Source organism: Bacillus sp. REN3, from assembly GCF_017912555.1.
In the GTDB taxonomy this organism is placed as follows: Bacteria; Bacillota; Bacilli; order Bacillales; family Cytobacillaceae; genus Mesobacillus.
The window spans coordinates 51,229-76,700 of record NZ_JAERSD010000003.1 but is presented as its reverse complement, the minus strand read 5'-3'; the positions used below and the strand labels follow the sequence as shown (position 1 = coordinate 76,700).

Below are 25,472 nucleotides of genomic sequence, written 5' to 3'. Positions count from 1 at the left end.
ATTCATCAATTTGATTTTTTTAAAAAACATCATGATACTGCATGGCCCAGGAAGGCCTCTTTTATTTCTGGATCATTCAGCAGGTCACGGGATTTCCCGGACTTGACGACGCTGCCGTGTGACAGGACATAGCCGCGGTCGGCAATCTTCAAAGATGCGTTGACGTTTTGTTCGATGAGCAGCACCGTTACACCAAACTCATCGCGCAATTGTTTTACATAATCCAGGACTTCCTTGACGATTAACGGAGCTAATCCAAGTGAGGGCTCGTCAAGCAGGAGCAGGCCAGGCTTTGCCATGATCGCCCTTGCTATCGCCAGCATCTGCTGTTGGCCGCCAGAAAGCGTCCCCCCTAATTGCTCCTTTCGTTCCTCCAATATAGGGAAGAGCTCAAATACCTTTTTGACAGCGGAATCGATTTCGCTTTTCCCCGACTTCCTATGATGATGGAAGGCACCTAAATACAAATTGTCCAATACGGTCAGCGTGCTGAATATTTGCCGATGTTCAGGTACGAGAATCAAATGCCTTTTCACGATTTCCTCCGTTTCGAGCGGGGTAATGTCTTCACCCCGGTGGAAGATCCCGCCGCTTGAAGGCTTGAGAAGTCCCGAGATATTCTTCAGCATCGTTGTCTTTCCGGCTCCGTTGGCTCCAAGGAGCGCAACAATCTCCCCTTGATTCACTTCCAGACTGACCTTGTCCAGCGCTTTGATCGGCCCATAGCTAAAAGAAACATCCTTGATTTCCAGGATACTTGATGTCATACTGTCATCTCCTCCTCTTCACTCGCACCGAGGTAGGCTTCAATGACACGCTGGTTGCTTTGGACCGATTTCGGAGCTCCTTCGGCTATCTTCTCTCCCTGGTCGAGAACGATGATTTTGTCACAAATCCCCATAACTAAGTCCATATCGTGTTCCACTACAAAAATAGCAATGCCCTGCTCTCTGGTTTTTAAAATCAGCCTGCTCATTTCGAGTGTTTCCTGGTGGTTCAAGCCCGCGGCAACTTCGTCCAATAATAGCAGCTTAGGTCCTGTCGCGATGGCGCGCGCCAGTTCGAGCAGCCTCAGCTTTCCGAGAGGCAAATTGGCAGCAACCGTCCCGCAATCGTCCTCTAGCCCTGCAAAACGAAGGGCTTCAACCGCTTTTTCATACATCTCCGCCTCTTCTTTTTTCGAGCTTGGAAAGCTGAAGGCGGCGGCCAATATACCAGACGAAGTCCTGGTATGCAATCCGACCATGACATTCTCGATTACCGTCATTTTCTTGAACACCTGTAAATTCTGGAATGTCCGCGAGATTCCAAGCGGCGCAACTTTATAAGCCGGATAAGAATCAATCCTTTCATTCCGGAACCAGATTTCCCCTTCGGATGGCGGGAATACAGCAGAAACCATGTTGAAGAGCGTACTCTTGCCCGCTCCGTTAGGGCCAATCAATCCAGTAATCTTCTTTTCTTCTATCGTAAAAGAAACATTTCGATTCGCTACAACTCCGCCAAAACGTTTGGTTACATTCTTTACCTCTAGCAAATTAGACATTTTGATTCCCCTTTACCGATCTGACACCTCGGACGTTTGGCAGCCTCATCCTGTGGGCAAGTTTTTCCAGTAGCGGACGAATAGCAGGGATCAATCCCTGAGGAAGGAAAATGACAATCAGCATCATGATGAATCCATACAGGACCTGTTCGGAATCACTTGTGATAAAAGAGAAATGAGAGCCGGCCGTATGGACCAATATGCTGATGACTGATATCAGGATCGCCCCCCAGACCGCTCCCCACACGCTTGTTGCCCCACCCAGGACAACCATCGTCAAAAACAGGATCGACCCATTCAATCCGAAGGATCCCGGGGAAATGCTGTAGGACATATGGGCAAACAGCCATCCGGCCAGGCCTGCAAACATGGAGCTGATAATGAACACCTGCATCTTGTATTTACCTGTGTCGACACCCATCGCGCTTGCGGCGACTTCACTGTCATGGATCGATCTCAACGCACGCCCGATACGTGAGTGGATGATATTCAGCGCAATGACGATCACGAGCAAAGCGAAGAACCAGACTAAATAGTAATAGGGCAATCCCTGCCTGAAAGTAAAACCGAACAATTCGATCTTTGGGATTCCGAAAAAGCCGGAAGCCCCTTTGGTGACCGATTTCCACTCAGTTAAAAGCACGTGGATGACAATTCCGAAAGCAAGTGTCGCCATTGCCAGGTAATAGCCATGCAGTCTTGCCATCGTATGGCCCAGCAGATAGGCGATCAAAGCCGGGGCCAATAAGGAGATGAGGAAGGTCACCCAGGGGTTCAGTCCATATGTAGTCGTCAAGATCGCTGTCGTATACGCCCCAACCCCGTAGAAAGCAGCTTGCCCTAGTGAAATCTGGCCGGCAAACCCCATTAATAATCCGAGCCCAACCGCAACGATTGCATAGATTCCAGCAAACGTCGCTTTTGTAATGTAAAAGGAAGATGAAAAAACAAATGGAAGGACTACAATAAATACAGAAAAAGCTGAAATACCTTTCCAGCTGAATGACTGGACACCTTTACGCTTCACTTATAGCCCTCCCTTCCCCACATTCTTTTCTCCCAGCAATCCATAGGGCCTGATCAGCAACAGCATCAGCACCACGCCAAATGCAATCGCATCCTTCATCCCCGAACTTATATAACCTGCTCCCAGTGATTCGATGATCCCCAATAACAATCCGCCGATCACTGCACCAGGCGCACTTCCTAAGCCGCCTAAGATACTGGCGGAAAAGCCTTTGATCCCCAACATGATACCCATGTCGTAGGAAGGGAAAAGAATCGGGGCAATGACAAGTCCGGCCAATGCGCCGAGGGCAGCACTCATGGCAAATGAAATGGATGACATTTTCCATGGACTGATGGCCATCAGCCTTGCTGCTTCGGAATTGACTGAGCATGCCCGAAATGCTTTTCCTGCCATCGTTTTTTCAATCAAAAAGTAGAGAATTCCCACCGTCAGCACCATGAAGACCATCACCCATACACTTTGCGGCGTAACGGAGGCCCCGAAAACATTTATGGGCTGGTCACTGGAAAAAGGTGCTACTTTCACAGAATCTTTGCCCCATATCATGCCGGCAATACCCCGGATAAAAATCGCCGTCCCAATCGTTAAGATAATCAAGCTTAGCGGATCAGCACCCTTTGCTTTTCGGATGACCGCCCACTCAAGCAGCCAGCCAATGCCCATTACAACGGCAATCGTCAAAATGAAGGCAACAAGGTACGGAATCCCCATATTGACCAGTGAAAACATCACCATCCCGCCGAGCATCACAAATTCACCCTGCGCCAAATTGATTACTTTTGTCACGCTGTATATCGTGACAAAACCAAGGGCGACCATCGCATAAATGCTCCCTATCGTGATTCCGGAAATTAGAAATTGAATCGAATCGTTCATTAAACCACCCTTCTCACCCAAATCAGTATTATCACTCAAAAAACACGAATATCAAACTTCTAGTTATACTTTTCCTCAAATTCCCAAGCCATCTTCCAGGCAAGCTATTCCCATTCTGTCCAAGCCTTAAAACCAATTCCTCCTTTCGTTGTAAACGATTCCAAAAATCGCTATGATAACTATTCGATAAAAAGATGGGGTTTATTGGATAAAATAAATGTATGACGTAATATAGCCGATACATCATTTTTCCGTCTTATTATTTAACACTAAATTTAACGTGAATAAAATGAAAAGTCAATAATATTCAAAATATTATTTATATTCAATTTACTCCTCTATTCCAGCATAATAATTTTACGGATGATAGCAGTTGAATTTACCTGTCCAGCAACCTTTCTTCTCTATGGATTATTTTTTAAATATATTCAAGACATAAGATTTTTCAATCTGCAGCAAAGGGAAAGGCCGCCATCCTTTCCGGGATGGCGGCCTTCTCTTGAGATGAATTCACATATTTTAAAAATATTCCCCGTCAAAACTCCAGACGATCGATTTGGGCTTTCACCGATACTGCCTTTCTTCCGACTGAAACATACATCAAGCCTTCCCGTTCAGCCTCTTCCAGCCCATAGCAATTCCTGCCGTCGAAAATGAGCGGTGTCCGCATGAACAGCTTGAAGTTCTTTAGCTCGTAATGGACGATTTGCGGCCATTCCGTCATGATGAAGGCAAGATCCGCCCCTTTGATGGCTGAATCGATTCCTGAAGCGTAATATAGCCTATCGCCAAACCGTTCACGTGCGTTAACCGCTGCTGCAGGATCATACACAGAAACATCCGCCTGTTCAGCGAGGAGCTGCCCCACAAGCTCGATTCCCGGCGCTTCACGGATATCATCAGTATGTGGCTTGAAGGCTAATCCGAGCACGGCAGCCCGCTTTCCTTCCAGGCTCCCCAGCAAAGCTCTTGCTTTCGTCAGGAGCTGTTGCTTTTGCCTGCTGTTCACCTCGATCACTGACTGGAGAATCTTAAAGTCATAGCCGTAATTCCCGGCCTGCGTTGCCAATGCCTTTGTATCTTTCGGGAAACAAGAGCCGCCATAGCCAACCCCAGCCTTCAAGAACTGGCTGCCGATCCGCTGGTCCATCCCCATTCCGCGTGCGACATCCTCTATATTGGCTCCGGTAAGTTCACAAAGATTGGCAACCTCATTGATAAAGCTGATTTTCGTTGCCAGGAAGACATTCGAGGCATATTTGATCAATTCGGCGCTGCGGGCATCCGTCTGGAGCACTGGCACCTTGAAGGGCCCGTAAAGACGGGCGACCTCGCTGCCCGCCTCTTGGTCTGCGGCGCCAATCACGATGCGGTCTGCATGGAAGGTATCAAGAATTCCCGATCCCTCGCGGAGGAATTCCGGATTCGAAACGACCTTCACCTCCACTCCTTCAGATACTGTTTGCCCCAGCAATGCGGCCATCCTTTCGCTTGTACCGACAGGAACGGTGCTCTTGATGACAATAATGGCGTCATCACTTAGGTGACGCCCAGCTTCTTCGACTGCCTCCTCCAAAAAAGCCAGATTGGCAGATCCATCTGGATTTTCAGGTGTCCCGACCGCTATGAAAATAAACTCCGATTCCATATACGCTTCAGCAGGATCCCCGGTAAAAGAAATCCTGCCAGCCGACAGGTTTTTTTGAAGCATTTCCTCTAGCCCCGGCTCGTAGATCGGACATTTTCCTTTTGACAGCATGTTTATTTTATTTTCATCAAGATCATAACAGAACACATCATAACCGACTTCAGCAAAGGAAACTCCAGTGACAAGGCCAACATACCCAGTCCCAACAACTGTAATTTTCATTTAGGCCCTTCCTTTCTTTTCTCTCCCTATTTTATCACGGCTTTGTCCAATCCCGGTGAATAGGTGCATTTGGCAAAAACTTGTTAGTCCCAATCGAGGCAGGGTAAAAGAAAAACAGCTTCCATACATGTTTTTTCATTCCAGCGGAAAAATAGCAAGTATGAAGATGATTCAAGGAGGATTTGTCGATGAACGAATTTCATGCAAGAATGCCGCGTTTTCCTGAACCCTATTGGCGAAAGAGCACTGAACTCCCTTCTTTCCCGAAGCTGAAAGAGGACCTGGATGTCGATGTTGCCATCGTTGGCGGCGGAATCACTGGCTTGACATCAGCCTATTTACTCGCAAAAGCCGGTGCCAAGGCTGCCGTCATCGAAGCCGGCTCCATCCTGAATGGGACAACCGGACACACGACTGCAAAAGTCACTCCCCAGCATAGCTTGATTTATGATGAGCTTATCAGCCACTTTGGCAAGGAAAAAGCAAAGCTCTACTACCAGGCGAACTATGAAGCCATGCAATTCGTCAAGAAACTCGTCAAGGAACAGCAAATCGACTGTGACTTGACTGAGGAAGACGCCTACGTCTATACGAATTCGCAAAAGGAAATGGACAAACTTCTCAATGAATTCAAGGCTTACGAGAAACTCGGCGTGGCCGGAGGAGAATACGTATCCGAAATCCCAATTCCAATCGAGGCTAAGGCGGCTGTTGTCATGCGGAACCAGGCACAGTTCCATCCGCTGAAATTCCTCAAGCATCTGGTCGAGGCCTTTACGGAAATGGGCGGACAGATTTACGAGAACACGACAGCAGTCGATATGGAAGAAGGCAACAAGCCTGTTGTGACGACAAGGGACAATCACAGGGTCCACTGCAACCAGTTGATCATCAGCTCCCATTTTCCTTTTTATGATTTAAAAGGTTTTTATTTTTCGCGTATGCATGTCAAGCGTTCCTATGTGCTTGCGGTCAAAACGGAAAAAGAGTATCCTGGCGGCATGTTCATCAATGCTGAAACGCCAACCCGCTCACTCCGCTACACGGATTGGGACGGAGAGCGCCTCGTTCTTTTTGGCGGAGACAGCCACATAACGGGACATGACACGAATACGCATCAGTATTACGAAGCCCTGGAGGCTTTCGCGTCCCAAACATTCGGAATAAGGGAAATCCCGTTCCGCTGGTCAGCCCAGGATCCGACAACCCAGGATAAGATTCCTTTTGTAGGGAATTATTCCGCAAGTACGGACAATATCTATGTGGCCACCGGCTACAATAAATGGGGAATGACAAACAGCATCAATGCTGCGCTATTGATGACGGACCTTATCCTGAAAAAGGATAACCCTTACAAAGATCTATTTGATCCGCAGCGTTTCAATGCTGATCCACAATTGAAGAACTTCATTGTCGATAACGCGAATGTCGCCAAGGAACTGGTAAAAGGAAAATTCGAGCGTCCATCCGCCAATCCGGAAAGCCTCCGGAATGACGAAGGTGCGGCAGTTACAGTCAATGGCCAACGGGCGGGCGCCTACCGTGATGTGGACGGCCAGCTCCACGTCGTCGATACGACATGCACACATATGGGCTGCGAACTGAAATGGAATGACGGCGAGCGGACATGGGACTGTCCGTGCCACGGTTCCCGCTTCTCTTACAGAGGAGAGGTCGTCGAAGGACCAGCGGAACTGCCATTGGAAAAGATAGACATGGAGGATTGAAGCGGAGGTGCCTGGCTGCCAGCGAAAGATTGATGGCAGGCTGGCTCGATCCTTTGATCGGTGTCCTACGGCTCATCCGGCTTCGAAGGCTATCATGAAAGCCGCCACTTACATGAGTGGCGGCTTCCCCGTATATGTGTCAATTCTCGAGAGTGGCGGCTTTCCCGCATATGTGTCAATTCTCGAGCAAAGTCTTGTGGATCCAGATACTGGCCTGCATCCCGTCTCCCATCGCGATTGTCGTCTGTTCCGAATGGGCTACGACGTCACCGGCAGCCCAGACATGTTCGACATTCGTCATCTTTGTACGCGGGTCAACGAGCACATGCTTGTTTTTATGGAGTTCCACTCCCAGCTGTTCTGCGAGATGTGACTTCACTTCATTGCCGCCAAAGGCTATGAAACCGCGCTCAGCCGTCAGCGTCTCCCCGTTCGCCAGGGCGACCCCCCGGAAATCAGGTCCATCGGCGAGCACCTTTTCGATCGGCCCTTCGACGCAGCGGATCCCTTTTTCCTTGAGTGCAGCGAGTTTTTCCTCGCCCAGCTCAACCTGCTCATGATTAACATATGTGATCCTGTCGGTAAAATACCTTAAGGTCAGCGCCATGTTCGCTCCTGGCTTTCCTGACCCCATCACGATAATCGATTTGTCCTTGACTTCGTATCCGTCGCAATCAGGGCAGACATAGACACTCATCCCGAGTGTCGGCAGCAGTTCCGGAAACGGCGGAATCCGGTCCATGATCCCGGTAGCCAGCAAGAGCCGCTTCGCCCTGTATAATTCGCCGCTCTCAGACTGGACGGCAAAGCCTTCTTCTTTTTTTTCGGCACTTGCCGCCTTGCCGAAGACAAATTCGACACCGTACTTCTCTGCCTGCTTCCGCCCGGTATCCCTGAGCTCCGGTCCGCTGATACCTTCCGGAAAGCCGAGGATATTATGGTAGCTCCGGCAGATCGCCGACCGGCCATCCCCAGCATCCAGCACCAATACTTTATGGTCATACCGTCCGAGCTGGATCGCCGCCTGCAATCCGGCAATCCCGCCCCCTAAGATCAGGCAATCATACATCAAACAAAACACCATCCTGTAAAAAGAGTATAGTAGCATAGTTCCCTTTTTAAGGAAGTGTAATCCAGATAAAAGGGAAATGTACGGCGAGCAGAAGATAGCAGTTTGGTTATGAAGAATCACGAGGGTTGATCATCAAAACAATTTGATCATTTAAGAAGCAAATAACCCGGCCATATCCCGGCCGGGTCTTGTCAAAATGAAGGATTGCAGGCTTCCAATATTTTATCCAGTGACAGCTCTGCTGTACTCGCATAAACGAGGTCTGCATTCTTGAAGCTTTCCTTCGGTCCGATTGCGACAGCGAACATGCCTGCTGATTTGATTGCCTGTACGCCTGCTGCCGCGTCCTCGATCCCGATGCAGGATTTTGGCTCGACGCCAAGCATTTCCGCAGCCCGCAGGAATACTTCAGGGTGCGGCTTGCCATTCACTACAGTCCTCGCATCGACGATACAATCAAATTGTGATTTCATGCCAAGCGAGTCCATAACAGTGAAGGCATTCTTGCTCGCAGAAGCGAGCCCCAGTTTGAGGCCGTTTGCCTTGATATCGGCTATCAGCTCCTTGATGCCTGGCAAAAGGTCTGCAGGTGTGATGTCCTGGATCAGTTCCACGTAATGCCCATTCTTCCTGGCAGCAAGCTCATTTTTTTCCGCATCACTGAAGTCAGAAGCCCTCCCGCCAAGCAGGAGGATTTTTTCAAGCGAGTCCATCCTGGAAACGCCTTTCAGATCCTCGTTGTCCTCACGGGTAAAAACAATGCCCAACTCCTCCGCAAGTGCTTTCCAGGCTAAAAAGTGGTACTCCGCCGTATCCGTGATAACACCATCAAGGTCAAAAATGAATGCTTCAATTGATTTTGTCATGTTCGTTGCTCCTCTCAAGGAGACGTGAAAATCTCCAAAACATTTATTTCAATTTAACAGAAATGGTCCCATCAGCCGGAATGATGGCTTTCTCTCCGTACAGCTTCATGGCCAGCTCTGGCCCTTGCTGTGTGAGGATGACACTTTCCTGGTTCACTTCCACTTTCAGATAGTGATCACGGTAAATGATTTTGAAGCTGTACTGGCTCCATGCTTTCGGGATGAATGGTGCGAATGACAGGGATTCACCCGCTGTGCGCATCCCCGCAAAGCCCTGGACAATCGCCAGCCATGCTCCTGTCATGCTTGTGATGTGCAGCCCATCTTCCGTGTCATTGTTGTAATTATCAAGGTCAAGCCGCGCCGTGCGGTGGTACATTTCGTACGCTTTATCCTCCATGCCAAGCTCAGCTGCCAATACGGCGTGCACGCTCGGAGATAAGGAAGACTCATGTACAGTCATCGGCTCGTAAAATTCGAAGTTGCGGCGCTTCTCTTCTTCCGTGAATTCATGGTTGAAGAAGTACAGGCCCTGCAGGACATCCGCCTGCTTGATGAAGCAGCTGCGGAGGATTTTATCCCATGACCAATTCTGGTTGATCGGGCGGTCTTCAGCCGGCAGTTCATCAACCGGTTTCAACTCCTTATCAAGGAACGTATCATGCTGGACGAACACGCCTCTTTCCTCGTCGTACGGGAGATACATCTTCTCAATGATATCCTGCCATTTCGAAAGCTCTTCCCCGGTAAAATCAAGGGAGGCTACACGTTCTTGATGGCCATTCTGTTTCAGGAACTCGATTACCTCAAGCGTATAGCGGAGACTCCAGACCGCGATCCGGTTAGTATACCAGTTGTTGTTGACGTTATTTTCGTATTCATTCGGGCCGGTGACGCCATGGATCATGTATACGTTCTTATTTTTGCTGAAATGGACGCGGTCTGCCCAGAAACGGGAAATACCCGCAAGGACATCAATCCCGTATTCATGGAGATAGTCTTTATCACCTGTGTAATTCACGTAATTGTAGATGGCATAAGCGATCGCGCCGTTGCGGTGGATTTCTTCAAAGGTTATTTCCCACTCGTTATGGCACTCCACCCCTGTAAAAGTGACCATCGGATAAAGCGCGCCATTCAGCCCCTGCTGCTTTGCGTTGTGGTAAGCTCCGGCAAGCTGATTGTGGCGATAGATCAACAGGTTGCGGGCAACCTTGGGTTCTGCAGTGGAAAGGTATAGAGGTATCGCATACGCCTCTGTATCCCAGTAAGTCGCGCCGCCGTATTTTTCACCGGTGAAGCCTTTAGGGCCGATGTTGAGACGTGAATCTTCCCCATAATAGGTAGAGAACAGCTGGAATAGGTTGAAGCGGATTCCCTGCTGTGCTTCGTCATCCCCGGAAATTTCAACATCCGCGATTTCCCAGCGGCTTAGCCAGCCATTTTTATGCTCATCCAGCAGCTGTCCAAAGCCTTTTTCAACAGCCCGGCCGATGACTTCCTTGCCTTTTTCGGTTAACTCGCTGCTTTCATGATCACGGTCTGTCGTGACTGCGATATATTTGTACAGGGACACTGTTCTTCCCTGTTCCGCCTTTACCTGGATAACGTTTTCAACGTATTCTTCTTGATGGTTCGCCTCCACATTGGAAACTTCTCCGTCGACAACCGTTTGCATAGTTGCCGCTATCTGGAAAGTCGGCGCGCCGAATGGATTGTCTTTCGTTTTCATCACAAGGCTGCCGGCATATTCCGAAACATCCTTGCTTACTTCATACCAGAAGTCTTCCTCGTAGTTCGAGTCTTCATTGCGGACATCCCCATCGAGATAAGGAATGAAGGTAATGTTTCCATTATAGTTTTTCGCGGTCACGGAATAGCGGATCGCCGCAAGTTCCTTGTCAGCGACAGACAGGAAACGGGTCACTTCCACTCCAGTTTCCTTGCCATTTTGGACAATTGTGAACATCCTTGTCAGCACACCATGCTGCATATCAAGCTCACGGTAGTATTCCTTAACCTCTGACTTGTTAAGATCGAGTTCTTCCCCATCGATGAACACTCGTATGCCAATGAAATTAATGGAGTTGATGACCTTGCCAAAATACTGGGGATAGCCATTCTTCCACCAGCCAACACGCGTTTTATCCGGAAACCAGACCCCTGCAAGATAGGACCCCCGATGGAAGTCGCCAGTATATGATTCTTCAAAGTTGCCGCGCATCCCCATATGGCCGTTGCCAAGGCTCATGATGCTTTCCGCGAGACGGAAATCTTCTTTGTGCAATTCGGTTTCGATGATTTTCCAGCTATCAATCTCAAATAACCTTTTCATAGCTTTTGTCTCCCTTTAAGAAGTTGTACAAACGTTTGCACTATTATATCACGAATCAGTGGAAAAATGATCAAACCATTCATGTTATTTTTGTGGCAATTGGAAAGACTCTTCCATACGAAGTGCTGGCCGGCCAATAAATCGTGCTGATTTCGCCACAGAATGAAGGTGGCACCGCTGCCTTCAAGATATATAATATTTTTGAAATGACTCATAGCGGAGGAGAGAGAGCATGAGACGCCTCGGACAAATTGTGGTAGTAGGAATACTGTTATTGGCCGGATTCAATGTTTTTGCAGAGGAAACAGCCACCAAGGACTTTGATTTCGGCAGGCCTGACTTCCAGGCTGTCGTCAGCATGCTCTCAATGGAAGGGCATGGCACCCATGATGTCAGCAACTGCTCGGTCAAGAAACTTTACTATGATGAAATAGCGGAAATGATGCAAAAGGGCATGACGAAGGATGAAGTCATCGATTATTATGTCAAAAACCTCGGAGAACAGGCTCTCCAGGCCCCGCCCCAAAAAGGCTTCAACCTGACTCTCTGGATCACTCCATTTGTTTTATTGCTCGTTGCCGCAGTGTTCATTGTTTTCATCCTGAAAAAATGGCGGAACCGGAGTATCCCTGCCGGAGAAACATCTATCGCGCCGGAAGAAAGCGAAACGGAACAGGAAATCCTGTCTTCCATGATCGAAGCAGAACGGAAGAAGTATATGTAGCACACTGTTGCGATGAAAACGCATTAAAAAAGATAAAAAAAGTTCGCCAAATCAGTCACGATGGCGAACTTTTTTGTTGGTTGAATTGATTTAATTAGTGTTGGCACGGCTTTTGTCCCCTGTGGAGCGGCTTTATTGCTAGTTGAAGCAACTTTAATCCCAGTTGGACCTGTTTTATTGCTAGTTGGAGAAACTTTAATCCCAGTTGGACCTGTTTTATTGCTAGTTGAAGTAACTTTATTCCCAGTTGGACCCGTTTTATTGCTAGTTGAAGCGACTTAATCCCGGTTGGACCCGTTTTATTGCTAGTTGAAGTAACTTTATTCCCAGTTGGACCCGTTTTATTGCTAGTTGAGGCAACTTAATCCCAGTTGGACCCGTTTTATTGCTAGTTGAAGTAACTTAATCCCGGTTGGACCCGTTTTATTGCTAGTTGAAGCAACTTAATCCCGGTTGGACTCGTTTTATTGCTAGTTGAAGTAACTTTATTCCCAGTTGGACCCGTTTTATTGCTAGTTGAAGTAACTTTATTCCCAGTTGGACCTGTTTTAATGCTAGTTGAAGTAACTTTATTCCCAGTTGGACCCGTTTTATTGCTAGTTGAAGTAACTTTATTCCCAGTTGGACCCGTTTTATTGCTAGTTGAAGCGACTTTATTCCCAGTTGGACCCGTTTTATTGCTAGTTGAAGCGACTTTAATCCCAGTTGGACCCGTTTTATTGCTGGTTGAAGCAACTTAATCCCGGTTGGACTCGTTTTATTGCTAGTTGAAGCAATTTAATCCCAGTTGGACCCGTTTTATTGCTGGTTGAAGCGACTTTAATCCCGGTTGGACCCTTTTTATTGCTAGTTGAAGCAACTTAATCCCGGTTAGACCCTTTTTATTGCTTGTTGAAGTAACTTTATTCCCAGTTGGACCCGTTTTATTGCTGGTTGAAGCAACTTAATCCCAGTTGGACCCGTTTTATTGCTGGTTGAAGCGACTTTAATCCCAGTTGGACCCGTTTTATTGCTAGTTGAAGCAATTTTAATCCCAGTTGGACTAATTTTAATCCTCGTTGCACCGGTATCATCCCAATTTGGCCAGCCGGAAGCTTTCTTCCATGCTGGATTTTTTGCTCATCCGAGAGGACTGATTTCGGGCTGTTGCTTCAAATAGAGGTTCAGGCTAGCTCTGTTTGCTTCGTTTCCCTTCCCCAGAACAGGACGGCTGCGGCGCCGATCAGGATCGAGATACAAAAGACAGTGAATATCATATTGATCGATAATCCCTGGGCTGATAAATAAGGCACCATCAGCGGCCCGATGATTCCGCCAACACGGCCGAATGAAGCTGCCATCCCGGCACCGGACCCGCGGATTGTAGTTGGATACTGCTCAGGTGTGTACGCGTAGAGCGCGCCCCATGCCCCCAGGTTGAAGAAAGACAAAAGGATTCCAGCTGTGATCAACAGCCCCAATGAATCGGCCGTACCGAAGAAATAGGCACTGAGCGCCGTCCCTACCAGATAGGCTACAAGCACGAATTTCCTGCCCGCTCTTTCGATCAGCCATGCTGCGGTAAAATATCCAGGCAGCTGGGCAAGTGTCATAATCAAGACATACTGGAAGCTCTTGATGAGCGTAAAACCCTTCATGATCATCACGCTGGGCAGCCAGAGGAACATGCCGTAATAAGAAAACACGACGGTAAACCATAAAATCCAAAGCATCGCAGTCCTCTTTACATGTTCACGTGACCAAACTTCGGCAATGCTCTCCATGATGGTCAGCCTTTCCTGCTTCTTAACCGCTAGGAAGCGCGGCGAGTCCGGCAGGTTGATCCGCAGGTACAGTGCATAAAAGGCTGGTAGCGCGCTCAAGATCAAGGCCATTTGCCAGCCGAATTTTGGAATGACAAAGTAAGAAATCAGCGCGGCGATCAGCCAGCCTCCTGCCCAGAAGCTCTCAAGCAGTACGACGACACGGCCTCGTTTCTCGGCCGGCACACTTTCCGATACAAGTGTCGAAGCAACTGGCAGTTCTCCCCCAAGTCCCATCCCAATCAGGAATCTCAACAGCAAGAAGAATGATAATGTCGTCGCCATCGCAGAAATACCGCTGCCGACTGAAAAGAGCAATAATGTAATGATAAAGACATTTTTCCTGCCAATCCGGTCTGCCAGCAAGCCGAAAACAAGGGCGCCGACCGCCATTCCGATTGAATTCACGCTGCCAATCCAGCCCATTTGCTGGGCAGATAAACCCCAGTCCACCTTCAGGGCAGCGATAATAAAGGACAGGATGCCTACGTCCATCGCATCGAACATCCAGCCAAGTCCAGCAATCCCAAGCAGTTTTTTCTCTGAAATCTCCTGAGTTTTTCCCATATTGTCCTCCTGCTCATAGAAACGATACCATTAGTTTCCCGTTGTTCGCTGATTTTAACAGACTATATTGATTCAACTATCTAATATTACCACTTGTCTTGACATCTGTCATAATAATTGTTTACCTTTTTTGTACAAACTTCCCTTATCCCTACCCATTCCTTGCCTGCACCCACCGCTGGATAGCCGTGGACTTTCCTTACCTACACCACCATTTGCTGCACCGCAGTGGACTTTCCTTACCTACACCACCATTTGCTGCACCGCCGTGGACTTTCCTTACCTGCACCACCATTTGCTGCACCGCAGTGGACTTTCCTTACCTGCACCACCATTTGCCGCACCACCGTGGGCTTTCCTTGGCTGACCCACCATTTGCCGCACCTCCGCGGGCTTTCCTTGGCTGCACCACCATTTGCCGCACCGCCGTGGATTTCCCTTGGCTGACCCACCATTTGTCGCACCGCCGTGGACTTTCCTTACCTACACCACCATTTGCTGCACCGCCATGGACTTTCCTTACCTGCACCACCATTTGCTGCACCGCCGTGGGCATTCTTTGGCTGCACCACCATTTGCCGCACCACGTGGGCATTCCTTACCTGCACCACCATTTGCTGCACCGCCGTGGGCATTCCTTACCTGCACCACCATTTGCTGCACCGCCATGGACTTTCCTTGGCTGACCCACCATTTGCCGCACCGCCGTGGATTTCCCTTGGCTGACCCACCATTGCCGCACCGCCGTGGACTTTCCTTGGCTGACCCACCATTTGTCGCACCGCCGTGGGCTTTCCTTTGTTTAGTCCATCCGAATTCCTTCACCCATTCAAATGGCCGCTTGCCGCTTTTTTCAGGAACCCAGACTGTCCCCAATGCTGGTTACACTCAAAAAATCCCCTGCAGTTTCTGCAGGGGATGGGATTTATTCCATTTTTTCAAGCTTGACTGTCACTTTGAACAGGTCACCGTCTATTTCGATATCGAGCGAGCCATCGTGAAGATCGACGATGGACTTCGCAATCGCAAGGCCGAGGCCGGAACCTTCTGTATGGCGCGACTGGTCGCCGCGTTTGAAGCGTTCGAACAGTTCCTCGAGGTCTTCACCCAGCTCGTATTTTGTGACATTTTTAAAAACCAGTAACGCTTTGTCCTGCTCGGATTTAACAGAGATATAGACACGTGTTTGTTCAAGCGAGTACTTCAGGATGTTGCCGATCAGGTTATCGAAGACGCGCCAAATCTTCTGGCCATCGACAAACGCGTAGACAGGCTGTTCTGGCTGTGATACGCGGAGCTGGAGCGATGATTCGGCCAATGCTTCGTTGTATTCGGCCAGCGCTTGCTGCAGGAGCTGGTTCAAATCGACCTTCTCCTTATTGAGCTCAATGCTGCCGCTTGCCATCTTGCTTGCTTCGAATAAATCATCGATCAATACCTTCAGCCGCTTCGATTTGCGGTCAATGATCTCAACGTAGGCGTTGCGGTCCTCCACAGCCAAGTCCGGCGTTTTCAATAGCTCTGTATACGTAATGATCGAGGTGAGAGGCGTCCGCAGGTCATGGCTGACATTTGTGATCAGCTCCGTCTTCAAGCGTTCGCTCTTCGCTTGTTCACGGTACGAGGTCTTCACTGCGTGCCGCAATGTGTTGACATCGGCCGCATGCCTGGCGAGTATGGACCTGCCTTTCACCTTGAGGTCGGTCCCCATTTTCCCGGCCGCCAGCTCCTGTGCATTGTCGACAATCTGGTTGAAATAGCCTGCTTTCTTGAAAATAAGGTATAACACAGGCATGCCAAGAAGCAAGAACGCTGTCCCAAAAACAAGGATGAACATTGGTTCGATCAGCACACCAGCAGCCAAGCCGCCAAGGAAGAAAACGATCCCGAGCAGCAGCACAAGCTGTGTGCCAATGCTTGTGTTCAGAAAAGCCAGCTTTGCGGCATCGTACAATTTGTACGTTATGCTCTTTCGCCAGTCCGTTTGCAGCTTTAACCAATCATTGCGATAGTCCGCGAAAAATTTCACCTGGATCATGATCAAGGACAGCATCACAGCAGAAACAAATAAGGCGGATCCCAACTCAACAACGGTATTGATGATACTCTGATTAAAGTAGATGAATTGTTCACTAAGGAGCGTAAGAGCCAGCGCCAACACCAATCCGGACGCCAGCAGGATGGCTGCCCTGATGTCAATCGGGATCCTATCATAGCGTGATTGCCATTTTTCCAAGCCGGCAAATGCGATAACTGGTTTCCTCCTGGCCATTACATATCCTGCCAGCAGGGCTGCAACACTGGCAATCGTGTAAGCAATCAGGAGAATCCTCATTTTTTGATATTCCTTATATTCCTGCATCAAGGGATTCTTAAGCGGCGTGCTTTTCGCGACGCCGATCTCCCCGGTGAATTCCTTGTTTTGCTTGTTCAGAATTTGTTCGGCCACTTCATTGTAAAGCATGTATCCCTCGAAATTACCGGAAACAGATTGCTGCTGAAGATCTGAATAATCGTGGATATGGTACATTTCTTTTTGATTAAAAAAATCGGCCGGGGACTTGCCATCCATGTCCAGGTTCGTAAAGATCTTCCCATCCTCATCTTTCAAGTAAAATTTGAATGCTTTATCATGAATGGCGTAATCACGCCGATATTGCTGCAGATCCTGGAAAAACTCATCTACTTTCCTTTCCTTTTCCTTGATAATCTTTGCCCGCACGTGCTCATCGCTGTTAAAGTTCTCGGTAATATCCGCGATTTTCTTGTCCCTTTCATTTATCAACGCTTCTTTGACAGCATTGTTGCCTGAATCGATGGCATCCTGGATTTGTTGATCATACTGTAGCCCAATACTTGATATCTGGTCTCCAAGATTCCCGTAGCGTGTGCGATGCTCTTCTATTTCTTCGCTTGAAACAACAATTTCCTTTTTCATTTCTTCGGCGGTCAAATCATTTAATTCAAAGACATACAGCAGGGAGACAAATTGGTCGATCCTGTAGCCATATTCCTCCGATTTGAAATAATCCTGCTGCAAATAATTGCTGCCTCTAGTCAGGATGGCCATCATACCGCTCAAACCAAAGGCAATCAAAATCGTCCATATGATAAACCGGAGCCTACTTTTCGATTTTATAGCCAATGCCCCACACCACCTTTAAAAACCTTGGATTCTTTGGATCGATCTCTATTTTTTCACGGATCTTGCGGATATGGACAGCGACCGTGTTCTCGGCATTGTAGCTCGGCTCTTTCCATACACGTTCGTATATATCATTGATTGAAAATACTCTTCCGGCGTTCGTCATCAGCAGCTCAAGGATCCGATACTCGATTGGCGTCAGCTTGACAGGCTCGCCATGTGCCGTGACTTCTTTCGATGACTGGTCAAGCGTCAGCCCGTTCAGGTCGATCGCTTTGTTCTTCCCTTCGTAGGTGCCAAGAGTGATATAGCGTCTGAGCTGCGATTTCACCCTTGCGATCAATTCAAGCGGATTGAACGGCTTCGTCACATAATCATCGGCACCAACCTGGAGCCCGAGAATTTTGTCAGTATCTTCGCTTTTGGCGCTCAATATGATGATTGGTATATTCCTATCCTCACGAATCCGGAATGTCGTCGTAATGCCATCCTGGCGCGGCATCATCACATCGAGGAGGATCAGATGGACCGGCTGCTCATTGAGCCTTTCGATCGCTTCAATCCCGTCCGCCGCCTTGATGACTTTTATTCCTTCATTTTTTAAATAAATCTCGATCGCGTCGCGGATTTCTTTTTCATCATCAACGACCAGGACGTTGTATTGCTCCATCTCCATGCCCCCTCCCTGACAATGTCCATTGTAGACTGTGAACCTTAACATTCACTTAGGATAAATCTTAAGACTTTCTTAATATTGATCAAGTGGTGTGTGAATCTATTATATAGTGAAAAACCTTCTTATGGACGGGAATGATAGATGAAAGAATTTCGAAAAGTTGTATGGTGGTTTTCAGCGGCAATGCTGCTTTTTAAGCTGTGGCTGGTATCACTTCAGACTGCATGCTGTCTGCAGCTGTAAGCAAGCCATTTCGAGGGCAACACCGGCTGGGGAATGAGGCTGGAAAAAACCGTTCGATAGAAACTCCTGTTTGGTCAAGAAATACAAAAAAGCCTGCGGCGAATTGATCAACCACAAGCTAGGCAATTATTTCCCCAGAGCTTTTACTGATGAAGCTGAATAACAGATATCAGCCCCACGCTGTGTAGATGAGGCTGATCCTGCCGAAAAACAACTTCTTTTTTCACAGTTTGATAGATGTCCGTCACCGGTACGGTTATTTTCTTAAGCTAGCGATCAGCCGATTCGGTTTGAGGAGCAAGTCCAGGCCGTCATTGATGGTTTGCACAACAAGATCGCTTTTCATCAGCGTCACGGCCGCACAGCCTTCGTTTCCCATGACGGCAATCGCAAGATCGGACTGTTCGAACATCGCCGCGTCATTGGCACCGTTGCCGAAACAGACAACTCCTTTTAGCCGGCTGGCAAATTCGCTTTTCTCCTCCGTATGATCCGAAGACTCCAGGATCTTGACGGAGACAGGCAAGTCGCTGCATTGCTTCACGACGCTTCCGTTCGTATCCGCGGTGATGACATGGACAGTCAGCTCCTTGCTTAAAAAGCGGACCCTTTCCTCTACACCTTGGATCAGCTCGCCATCCACAGCGATCGTCCCATTAAAATCCAGCACAAGATGTTCAATGGCAAACCTGCCACGTCCCGGTACAGCGATAGTCAGCATGATGGGTTCCTCCGATAAATTAGTCAGGATAAAGGCGCCCAGCCTCTTTTTTAAAGGTGTACCACAATGGGCTCAAAGTCAACCTTTCCGTTTTCCCCTTTGTATAATATCGGCTGGATTTTGATGAAATTCCCTTCCAATGACCAGGGAATCGTCAGCCTTCTTCTTTCCAAAACCATGCCATTCTCCGTTTTCTTGCCAATTTTAGAATCCGATGTGCCGCCAATCAGCTGCTTGCCCTTGTCATTAAACAATTCCAATCGGACAGAATCGTGTTTCCCTGCTGCCGGATAGGATATGGAATATTCCAAAGCTGAAGATGATTTCCCGTCAATCCGCTTTTCCAGCTTCACCTTATAGCCATCCATCCTGCTTTCCTCCCCAAGCAGGATTGTTTCATGCGGCAATTGCTTGAGTGGGACATCGAAATTCCACTTCCCTTCTGCCTCTTTCCATCTGGCCCCGATTTTACCGATCTCGAGGAATTTCAACGGCAGGGTGGTTTCGGCTGGCAGCCCGCCCCTTGGATAGCTTAACTGGATATGTCCCTTATAGCCGCCATCGATTGGCAGCAGCTTGACCAATTCCTTCGTTTCCTGGATATGTGGATCGGCATGGAAAATTTCATAGAACGCATACATCTCTTTGCTGTCCCCCATGTCTCCTTTTACATCAAAGGTGACACCGATCATGGCACCGTCATAATAAGCATCCGTGACTGTAACATCCACACCGCCATAGCTTGCTTTTTCGTCCAGTTTTGTAATCAGCCTTTGGGACTCAAGGCTTGTTGCTACCTGATCGTGTTCATACAACTTTGCCAAAAACGGAATGTCAGCCATTACATGTGATACCACAGGAAAAATGAATCCTGAGAAAAACAAGGCGATAATGGCAGCTGCAGATATCGAGAAAACTTTGATACGCTTTTTGCGTTTTGCCCGCCATGAGCTGGCCGCTCCCTTCCTGATCCCGGTCTGGATGGCTTTCATGACATCTTCTTTTGGAACGTCAATTTTTCCGGCCTCTTCATGAAACGCATTCTTTTCCATTGCCGTCCTTCCCTTCCAATTTACTTTTCAATTCCTTCCTGCCCCGCTGCAGATACGTTTTAACAGTATTTTCTGGCACTCCCATCACACCTGCGATTTCGCAGATTGGCAGATCCTGATAGTAGAACAGGATAATCGCAGTACGGTGCTGCTCCTTCAACCCGGCGACCGCCTCGAGCAAATCAAGATTTTCAGCGATCAAGTTTTTATCATCGCAAGGAAAATCGCTCAATTTTTCCACCGGCAGCTCATGTTTCCGTTTCTTCAGCACATCATACGCAGAATGAATCATGATCCGTGTCAGCCATGTCAAAAAGTACTGTTCATTCTTTAACTGTCCAATCGCCATAAAACCTTTACAGGCCGTTTCCTGAACGATATCGAGGGCATCCTCCCTGTTTCCTGCATACAAAAAAGCAGTCCGGTACAGCCGGTCACTATGTAAAACCAACAGCTGCTCAAATGCCCTGCCATTTCCTTTCATCGCTCTCCTTACAAGCTTTATTTCATCCATTCGCTGCCCCCCTTTCATCCCTTAGAGAAACGCCATGATGAAAAAGTTTCATGTTGCCGCCAAAAAATTCATCTGATCCATACCACAACCCAATGAAAAGGATACTGCCATCTGCTGCAGTATCCTTTTCATTGGGTTGCTTTCAATTCGCTTTTTTTCAGGAAAAGCTCGATTTGGCGGGCTGCTTTCATCCCTGCGATGCTATTCAGATGGATGCCATCGGTCAGCAGCAGGTAGCCGTTCCCGCGTGAAATCCGGTCAAGGCTGTGGCCGTAGACGAAATGCTGGACAACCGCTTTCTTGTATAGCTTCAAGTCCTCCGGAAGTGGCCGGCCTCTTGTATGCCTCTTGCCCTTCAAGTGGGCCTTCAGCTTTTCATTGAGCGGCAGGTAGGAAACATTGTTCGTTTCAGCCACCTTTTTGATGACTTCGTTGTACTGGTCAATTTCTCTATTAGCTTTGGAAAATAGGTTTTCCCCGGCAATCGGGAGGGACAGCAAAGCGATGCGGGCAGACGTTTCCGTCTTCAAACGGCTCACGATCCGGGCAAGGTCTTGTTCATAGGCAATCAGCGGAGGCAATTCCTTTGGTTCATGATTCTGTTTCTTCGCCATATAAGGCGCTATTTTCACTGCCGCATCGTTCATACCGACCAGGATAATGGCGGCTTCAGGCTGAGCCATGATGACCGCATCCAAGCGCGCCAGCACATCGCGGACCGTGCTGCCATTGATGCCGGCGTTCATGAATTGATAGTGCTGGCAATCCTTCCTCCTGGCAGCGTCCTCGACAAAATTGTAGCTGATCGTTCCATGCACGAAATCTCCGCCAATAACCGCGACTAGCCTCTTCCCTTCCTGGCGGAGCCCATCCTGTAAAAAAGCTTCCGGATTAGTGGCTGTCAGCTCATTCATTCTTCTCTTCCGCTTGTGGAATAACCCTATGCCGGCCAGCATGACCAGCAAAAATACAGCGGACACGCCATAAAGCAGTTCCATACTCCAGCCCCCTTCCTTATTTTTGTCTCTGTTCAAAGGGGTTCCGCGACGGGCGTATCCCTTATGCTATAAAAAGGCTGCCATGCTCCTATAAAGGAGATTCGACGTTTACTAAAGAATATTCGACATTAACACATTAATTTCCTTTTCTGTTTTCCTGAAAAAACTTTTGTAAAGAGCCCAGTACTTATCATACGCCGCCAATTAGTGGGATGATACGAAAAATTCTAAAAATTGCTTTGCCACATGCCGTGATTTTAGGATAATATTAACGGTAGAGATTGGGAAAGGGGAATAAATACCTATGCTGAAAGCTAGGCTTTTTGATTTTTCATTGTTTTTCGCATCGATTGCTGTGGCTTTTGGATCAGGCGCTTTACCCATCGAGAAAAAAATCTTATTCACCGCTTTGTTCATCTATTGGTTCTTTTCATTGCTGTATAACCATTTGAGGATCACCGCGCAAAGCGGGACGGTGAAATTTGATTATGGAATCAATTACAGTTTGTCTTTTGGGATATTTGCCGGCCCTCTGGGGCTGTTTATTTTCGAGGCCGTTTTCCGTTTCATGGTTTATTTTTCACGGAAAAAGTCCAAAACAGCCGATAATGATGAATTTTTCGATACTTTTTATAATATAGGTGCCCATGCACTGATCTACTCTGCGGCGTTTTTCTTATACGGCCTGTTACACCCTTTTTTCGATCGCTTCCCTTTTGGATTCTGGGTGCTGATATTCCTGTTGGCTGTCGCCACGATGATGATTTCCTATACCTTCCTGTCCACAGCTTTTTACATCATGGGAGAAATCAAGACGGTCCGCCAGGCGATTCGGTTTTTCAAGGAAAGCAACAACATCCTTGACCTTGGCAAGACCGCTTTCACGAACGGCCTTCTTCTGCTTTTCCTCCAGGAGCAGAAATGGGAAATGATGATCAGCCTGTTCATCTTGAATTATCTCGTCAGCCGTTCCTTCCATTCTAAATCACAGTCTATCCAGCACAAAATCGAACGGGACAAGTTCGAGCAAATGGCCTATACAGACTTCCTGACAGGTGTCGCGAACCGAGCCCTCATGGACTTGAAAATGTCGGAACTGAATCAATCCGGCGAGAGACTCGGCATTGCCGTTATTGATATCGACGATTTCAAAAGCATCAATGATTCCTATAATCATGCTGTCGGCGACAGAGTGATCCAGCATTTCGCAGAAACCTTGAAGGCTTATTTATCAAAGGATGATTATATATTCCGCAGCGGAGGGGAAGAATTCACACTATTCCTTAGGAATAAGTCCGTCGATGAAACAATCGATCTCGTGGAAAGGATCCGCCTTGGAATCGAACAGAGCGCCGCTGTAGTGGATTATCAGTCAAGGAGCCACTCCGTATCGGTCACTGCCTCCTTCGGACTTTATTTCTTCAAAGTCAACGAGCAGATTACAATGGATAAAGGATATATCTATGCAGACCAGCTGCTGCTCCAATCGAAGGATCTGGGAAAGAACAAACTGACGTTCATAGAAGAAACAGCCATCCAGATTGGATAGACAGTCCCCTGTCTCTTCTTTTTATTGGGCTGTGTTCGATTTGATTGGTGATTTCTAGCGGTCGTTACAGGGAGTCTGCTGGGCGCTTGGAGCCTGCTGGGCGCTTGGCGCCTCCTAGGCCTCCCCGCTGCCTCTTACTTCCCCCCGGTGTCTTAGCCCCTTCCGCTCTAAACCAACAAATAGCCACAAATCAACACTGTTCTGTCAAGTAGCCTTTTATTAAAAATGCATGAACAAGTCTGCTGCCGCTGCTTCATTCAGGATCCATTTAGTTGGAACCTGTTCGGCAGGGTATAAAAAATCGATTGTGCCTTCCTTTTCAATGTCGACAGCATACAGCTCGACACCAAGCTCCACTGCCAGGCCAAGCATTTCATGGACAGTTGCGACCCCAAACTTCTCAAGGGCACCCGATAAGTATTCAATGTCCCTTGATGGGACGGGGACATACCTCCTATCCAGGATGTTTACCCCTTTGCCCGAGAATGCGAGGATGACTTCCGCCCCTGAGGATGCAGCGCCAACTGCAATATTCAGCGGAGGATACGCTGATTCCATTTCATCATGAAGAGCAAGGACAACCACTTTTCTTCCAGCCATGAACAAACCACCTCCATCAATAGCTTAAGACGGCATCTGCGCCATATGCTTCGGCCAGGAATGTCGCAACGCCTGCCAATTCCGCTCCTTCTACCATTTCAAGGCCATCAGCGATCAGGACATTCATCTGGCAGCCATAAAATCTGATGCCGATCTCGAGTGCCTTCCTCATCCATTCAGCCAGATCCATGTTATGGGTCCGCTCCATCACCTTCAAATACCTTTTATCGAGCACCCTTGCGCCGTCAAGGTCGAAGAAAATCGATACTTCCTCTTGCTGTTCGGCATTTTCGATCGCTTTTTTCAGCACGTATGGCACGTTGGAACTCAAGGTAACAAAATAGACGATCTTCTTTCTTGCCATTGCCATCCCTCCTTTTGCGAGGTATACAACTAAACAGTTTTTCCAGCACGGAATATATCCATTCCATTCTTCTTTCATTATATACCTATATGGGTATTTTTTAAAACAAAAAATAAACGGTTGAAATCTCAACCGCCACTCTCTTTTCCATTACATTTCAACCTGGGTCCCTGCTCCAGCTTTGACTGCTTTTTCATATACGGAAGCTGCCACAGCCAAGTCGAAATAAGCTGTTCCAACCGATTTAAAAAAGGTGATTTCCGTTTCATCCTCCCTGCCCGGAATTTGCCTGGATACCATTTCTCCAAGCTCTCCGTGCAGGCTGGAAAAATCCCACCTTCCAGCATTGGCTGGAACAAGGAGGTCACCTGCTTCTTCCTTTGCTCCCTGGACAGTATCCACAACAATCTTTCCAGCTTTCAACACTGTCGTTTCATCTACCTCTTGCATATGGGGCAAGTAGGATCCCACGCCGTTAATATGTGCACCTTGCTTCAGTGCTTCACCTGAGAAGACAGGAGTTTCCGAGCGTGTGCTGCAAATGACCATATCCGCTTTTGAAACAGCGTCATTCGCGTCCTTTTCAATTGTTATTTCCCCGCTGAATTCTGGATGCCATTGTCCAATTTTCCCAGCGAAGTTCCTTGCTTTTGCCTCTGTCCTGTTATAGAGCAAGATGGAATCGATTTTCCTCACCTCCATTACTCCCTTGAGCTGTTCCTCAGCCATGGCCCCGCAGCCAATCACCGCCACGGATGAAGCTGCTTTCCTTGCGAGATAGTCGGCCGCGATGGCGCTGGCTGCCCCGGTCCTCAGCCTCGTCAGGTAGGAAGCATTGATGCATGCGAGGTGGTCTCCATTTTCCGTATCCGTTAATAATATGACCCCCTGGGTTGTTTTCTTCCCATAAGAAGGGTTCTCTGGAAAAATCGTCACTACCTTGACGGCCGATTTCCGTATGGGTCCGATTGAGCTCGGCATGTATAAGGCCGAGGCTTTTTTCGCTGGATAATCGAAGACGGTACGGTGCGGATTGGCAATTTCCCCTTCAGTATTCCAAACAAGGGCTTTTTCCAAATCCTCGATTGCGTCCTTCATAGAGTAAATTTCTTTTATCTGGTTTTCTGATAGGATGATCATCATTTATTGCCTCCCGACAAAAAGGAATCGCAAGGCGCGATCCCTTTATTGGTTT

The 25,472-nt window shown here is 48.0% G+C and carries 23 protein-coding genes; 4 read left to right on the top strand and 19 right to left on the bottom strand.

Annotation, left to right across the window (positions count from 1 at the left end; all coding sequences use genetic code 11):
* Nucleotides 1–29: 29 nt before the first annotated feature.
* The 5 genes from JJQ88_RS03305 to JJQ88_RS03285 all read right to left on the bottom strand — a co-directional run bounded on the left by JJQ88_RS03305 (nt 30) and on the right by JJQ88_RS03285 (nt 5,322).
* Nucleotides 30–767 carry an ABC transporter ATP-binding protein gene (locus tag JJQ88_RS03305; RefSeq protein WP_210364319.1) on the bottom strand — a complete coding sequence of 246 codons (738 nt, stop codon included), beginning with the start codon at nt 765–767 and terminating at the stop codon, nt 30–32.
* Complete coding sequence (locus JJQ88_RS03300) at nt 764–1,546, bottom strand: ABC transporter ATP-binding protein (protein ID WP_210364318.1); 783 nt, start codon at nt 1,544–1,546, stop codon at nt 764–766. Before JJQ88_RS03300 ends, JJQ88_RS03305 begins: the two co-directional genes overlap by 4 nt.
* Entirely contained in the window at nt 1,539–2,573 is a 1,035-nt protein-coding gene (locus JJQ88_RS03295; protein WP_210364317.1) for a branched-chain amino acid ABC transporter permease, read from the bottom strand. The genes JJQ88_RS03300 and JJQ88_RS03295 overlap by 8 nt, the downstream gene beginning before the upstream one ends.
* Nucleotides 2,574–3,452, bottom strand: coding sequence for a branched-chain amino acid ABC transporter permease (locus tag JJQ88_RS03290; RefSeq protein ID WP_210364316.1), 879 nt, complete (start codon nt 3,450–3,452; stop codon nt 2,574–2,576). It lies immediately after the preceding gene.
* Between the two features lie 535 nt (nt 3,453–3,987).
* Nucleotides 3,988–5,322 (bottom strand): UDP-glucose dehydrogenase family protein, encoded by a 1,335-nt coding sequence (locus tag JJQ88_RS03285; RefSeq protein ID WP_210364315.1) that lies wholly within the window; start codon nt 5,320–5,322, stop codon nt 3,988–3,990.
* Between the two features lie 182 nt (nt 5,323–5,504).
* Between JJQ88_RS03285 and JJQ88_RS03280 the strand changes: the two genes are divergently transcribed.
* Nucleotides 5,505–7,049: an FAD-dependent oxidoreductase gene (locus tag JJQ88_RS03280; RefSeq protein ID WP_481748274.1), complete on the top strand. Its 1,545-nt coding sequence runs from the start codon at nt 5,505–5,507 to the stop codon at nt 7,047–7,049.
* Between the two features lie 175 nt (nt 7,050–7,224).
* Here the strand turns inward: JJQ88_RS03280 and JJQ88_RS03275 are convergent, their stop codons facing one another.
* From JJQ88_RS03275 to JJQ88_RS03265, 3 genes are all read right to left on the bottom strand, one after another.
* Nucleotides 7,225–8,121, bottom strand: coding sequence for an NAD(P)/FAD-dependent oxidoreductase (locus tag JJQ88_RS03275; RefSeq protein WP_210364314.1), 897 nt, complete (start codon nt 8,119–8,121; stop codon nt 7,225–7,227).
* 191 nt (nt 8,122–8,312) lie between these two features.
* Nucleotides 8,313–8,987 carry a beta-phosphoglucomutase gene (gene pgmB / locus JJQ88_RS03270; protein WP_210364313.1) on the bottom strand — a complete coding sequence of 225 codons (675 nt, stop codon included), beginning with the start codon at nt 8,985–8,987 and terminating at the stop codon, nt 8,313–8,315.
* 43 nt (nt 8,988–9,030) lie between these two features.
* On the bottom strand, nt 9,031–11,322 hold the full coding sequence (locus JJQ88_RS03265; protein WP_210364312.1) for a glycoside hydrolase family 65 protein: 2,292 nt from the start codon (nt 11,320–11,322) through the stop codon (nt 9,031–9,033).
* 232 nt (nt 11,323–11,554) lie between these two features.
* Between JJQ88_RS03265 and JJQ88_RS03260 the strand changes: the two genes are divergently transcribed.
* Together JJQ88_RS03260 and JJQ88_RS03255 are read left to right on the top strand one after the other, a co-directional pair.
* Entirely contained in the window at nt 11,555–12,046 is a 492-nt protein-coding gene (locus JJQ88_RS03260) for a cytochrome c-type biogenesis protein (RefSeq protein WP_210364311.1), read from the top strand.
* 467 nt (nt 12,047–12,513) lie between these two features.
* The gene (locus tag JJQ88_RS03255) at nt 12,514–12,786 is read left to right on the top strand and encodes a hypothetical protein (protein ID WP_210364310.1); all 273 of its coding nucleotides are present in this window, start codon (nt 12,514–12,516) and stop codon (nt 12,784–12,786) included.
* A 423-nt stretch (nt 12,787–13,209) separates the two neighbouring features.
* Here the strand turns inward: JJQ88_RS03255 and JJQ88_RS03250 are convergent, their stop codons facing one another.
* The 8 genes from JJQ88_RS03250 to JJQ88_RS03215 form a co-directional block, all read right to left on the bottom strand.
* Nucleotides 13,210–14,415, bottom strand: coding sequence for an MFS transporter (locus JJQ88_RS03250; protein WP_210364309.1), 1,206 nt, complete (start codon nt 14,413–14,415; stop codon nt 13,210–13,212).
* Between the two features lie 519 nt (nt 14,416–14,934).
* Complete coding sequence (locus JJQ88_RS03245; RefSeq protein ID WP_210364308.1) at nt 14,935–15,291, bottom strand: hypothetical protein; 357 nt, start codon at nt 15,289–15,291, stop codon at nt 14,935–14,937.
* 49 nt (nt 15,292–15,340) lie between these two features.
* Complete coding sequence (locus tag JJQ88_RS03240) at nt 15,341–17,560, bottom strand: sensor histidine kinase (RefSeq protein WP_210364307.1); 2,220 nt, start codon at nt 17,558–17,560, stop codon at nt 15,341–15,343.
* Nucleotides 17,538–18,230: a response regulator transcription factor gene (locus JJQ88_RS03235; RefSeq protein ID WP_210364306.1), complete on the bottom strand. Its 693-nt coding sequence runs from the start codon at nt 18,228–18,230 to the stop codon at nt 17,538–17,540. Before JJQ88_RS03235 ends, JJQ88_RS03240 begins: the two co-directional genes overlap by 23 nt.
* A 505-nt stretch (nt 18,231–18,735) precedes the next feature.
* The gene (locus JJQ88_RS03230; RefSeq protein WP_210364305.1) at nt 18,736–19,200 is read right to left on the bottom strand and encodes an HAD family hydrolase; all 465 of its coding nucleotides are present in this window, start codon (nt 19,198–19,200) and stop codon (nt 18,736–18,738) included.
* 50 nt (nt 19,201–19,250) lie between these two features.
* On the bottom strand, nt 19,251–20,252 hold the full coding sequence (locus JJQ88_RS03225; protein WP_210364304.1) for a DUF4179 domain-containing protein: 1,002 nt from the start codon (nt 20,250–20,252) through the stop codon (nt 19,251–19,253).
* A complete protein-coding gene (locus JJQ88_RS03220; RefSeq protein ID WP_210364303.1) occupies nt 20,230–20,766 on the bottom strand; it encodes a sigma-70 family RNA polymerase sigma factor in 537 nt (178 codons plus the stop codon). The genes JJQ88_RS03225 and JJQ88_RS03220 overlap by 23 nt, the downstream gene beginning before the upstream one ends.
* A gap of 128 nt (nt 20,767–20,894) precedes the next feature.
* Nucleotides 20,895–21,764: an SGNH/GDSL hydrolase family protein gene (locus JJQ88_RS03215; protein ID WP_210364302.1), complete on the bottom strand. Its 870-nt coding sequence runs from the start codon at nt 21,762–21,764 to the stop codon at nt 20,895–20,897.
* 304 nt (nt 21,765–22,068) lie between these two features.
* Here JJQ88_RS03215 and JJQ88_RS03210 point away from each other — a divergent pair, with 304 nt between their 5' ends.
* Nucleotides 22,069–23,313, top strand: a complete 1,245-nt coding sequence (locus JJQ88_RS03210) for a GGDEF domain-containing protein (protein WP_210364301.1) — start codon at nt 22,069–22,071, stop codon at nt 23,311–23,313.
* A 219-nt stretch (nt 23,314–23,532) separates the two neighbouring features.
* Here JJQ88_RS03210 and JJQ88_RS03205 read toward each other — a convergent pair whose 3' ends face one another.
* The 3 genes from JJQ88_RS03205 to JJQ88_RS03195 form a co-directional block, all read right to left on the bottom strand.
* Nucleotides 23,533–23,913 (bottom strand): peroxiredoxin family protein, encoded by a 381-nt coding sequence (locus JJQ88_RS03205; protein WP_210364300.1) that lies wholly within the window; start codon nt 23,911–23,913, stop codon nt 23,533–23,535.
* 16 nt (nt 23,914–23,929) lie between these two features.
* On the bottom strand, nt 23,930–24,277 hold the full coding sequence (locus JJQ88_RS03200) for a DsrE/DsrF/DrsH-like family protein (RefSeq protein ID WP_210364299.1): 348 nt from the start codon (nt 24,275–24,277) through the stop codon (nt 23,930–23,932).
* A 150-nt stretch (nt 24,278–24,427) separates the two neighbouring features.
* Nucleotides 24,428–25,417 (bottom strand): ornithine cyclodeaminase family protein, encoded by a 990-nt coding sequence (locus JJQ88_RS03195; RefSeq protein WP_210364298.1) that lies wholly within the window; start codon nt 25,415–25,417, stop codon nt 24,428–24,430.
* Between the last annotated feature and the right edge of the window lie 55 nt (nt 25,418–25,472).